At 40.4% G+C, this 1,904-nt stretch carries 2 protein-coding genes and 1 pseudogene; all 3 read right to left on the reverse strand.

Features of this window, described 5'->3' with window-relative positions; all coding sequences use genetic code 11:
• Positions 1-35 precede the first annotated feature (35 nt).
• Complete coding sequence (gene ribH, locus V7083_RS23515; RefSeq protein ID WP_335482625.1) at positions 36-506, reverse strand: 6,7-dimethyl-8-ribityllumazine synthase; 471 nt, start codon at positions 504-506, stop codon at positions 36-38.
• Between the two features lie 57 nt (positions 507-563).
• Positions 564-1,166: pseudogene (ribB, locus tag V7083_RS23520) on the reverse strand (3,4-dihydroxy-2-butanone-4-phosphate synthase); the annotation flags it as partial.
• 32 nt (positions 1,167-1,198) lie between these two features.
• Positions 1,199-1,855, reverse strand: coding sequence for a riboflavin synthase (ribE, locus tag V7083_RS23525; protein ID WP_335482627.1), 657 nt, complete (start codon positions 1,853-1,855; stop codon positions 1,199-1,201).
• Positions 1,856-1,904 lie beyond the last annotated feature (49 nt).

A 1,904-nucleotide genomic window follows, 5' to 3' on the forward strand; every position in this document is an offset into this window, starting at 1 on the left:
TTCTTTAACACAGCCTTATTTTAAAATATTGCCTTTTACAACTCTAAGGTTTGGCAAAGATTCGCCATTTCAATAGCGGATGCCGCTGCTTCCCAGCCTTTATTTCCAGCTTTGGTACCGGCACGTTCAATGGCTTGTTCAATGGAATCTGTCGTTAATACACCGAAAATGACAGGAACCCCACTGCTAATAGAGGCAGCAGCTACACCTTTAGCTGCTTCGTTACACACATAATCAAAATGCGGAGTGGACCCTCGAATGACAGCTCCTAATGTAATAACAGCGTCATATTTTTTACTGTGTGCCATTTTTTGAGCTATTAATGGAATTTCAAATGCACCTGGGACCCAAGCAATATCTACATCCTCTTCACCAACGCCGTGTCTTTTCAGAGCATCTTGAGCACCACTGACCAATTTTCCAGTAATAAATTCATTAAATCGTCCGGCAATAATACCAATTTTCAGGCCTGAACCTACTAAATTTCCTTCATATAAATTTCCCATTTACTTTCCTCCAATCATGATTTAGACCTGGGTTGTCAAGTTGAGATTCATTGACGTTTCCATTGTCTTTCTGTATTCAATCAATTCCTTGATGGTAATCATCTTTAAATCCAGACGGTCTGCGATTTTACGAAGTTCCGGAACCCGTGCCATCGTACCATCCTCATTCATAATTTCACAAATCACTCCTGCTGGTTTAGCTCCCGATAATTTCGCCAAGTCTACAGCAGCCTCAGTATGTCCATTTCTCACAAGAACCCCACCGTTTTTAGCTATTAGGGGAAAAACATGCCCTGGCCTCTTGAAATCTTCACCCTTCGCATTTTGTTTAAGCAAATTCATGATGGTGGTTGAGCGTTCAAAAGCAGAAATACCTGTTGATGTAAATTTGTGATCAATACTAACGGTGAAGGCAGTGCCATGTGAGTCAGTATTTTTTTCTACCATAGGCTTTAGATCTAGCTTATGGGCCAACTCCTTTTCGATGGGAACACAAACTAACCCTCTTCCATAGGTCACCATGAAATTAATGATTTCAGGGGTTGCTTTTTCAGCTAAGGCAATAAAGTCACCCTCGTTTTCTCGGTCCTCATCATCACAGACTATAATAACTTTGCCTTGTTTTAAGTCAGCTATCGCCTCTTCAATTGAATCAAACATTTTCCTTCACTCCTTCTATGAAGCCCTGACTATTAAAACCCATGATCCTCTAAAAATTGTGCTGTAATCCCGCCGTTTTTGGTTGCAGATGTTCTTTTCGAAAAATGTTGAATATAGTGTTCCACATATTTACTAATCATATCGCACTCCAAATTAACAATATCACCCGTTTGTTTAAAACCAAGAACGGTTTCAGAGAGCGTATGGGGAATTAACGAAAGTGTGAAACCAGTTTCTGTAACTTCAAAAACGGTCAGACTCGTTCCGTCTACAGCAATAGAACCTTTTAAAATTACATACCTTAAAATATCGGGTTCAGTCTCGATCTCATAATAAACTGCATTTTCATACGACTTTTTACTTTTGATTCTCCCTGTCCCATCAATATGCCCGGAAACAAAATGCCCTCCGAACCGGCCGCCTGCTGCCATGGCCCGCTCTAAATTCACTTTGGAACCCCGCCTAATCACATTCAAACTTGTCGCACGAACTGATTCAGGCATGACATCGACAGTGAACTGTTTTCCTGTAAACGATGTAACAGTCAAACAAACTCCATTCACAGCAATACTGTCACCCAAATGAACATCCTCAAGAATCTTTTGGGCTTCAATAGTCAGGACAATCGCCTCCCCTGTCCTTTGAACGTTTGAAACAATGCCAATTTCTTCAATTATTCCTGTAAACATCATTCCTTCTCCTATGCTTTATAAAATGGCTCTGTTAAACTTGTATGTT

It is taken from the genome of Bacillus sp. JJ1764 (genome assembly GCF_036962145.1).
In the GTDB taxonomy this organism is placed as follows: Bacteria; Bacillota; Bacilli; order Bacillales; family Cytobacillaceae; genus Neobacillus.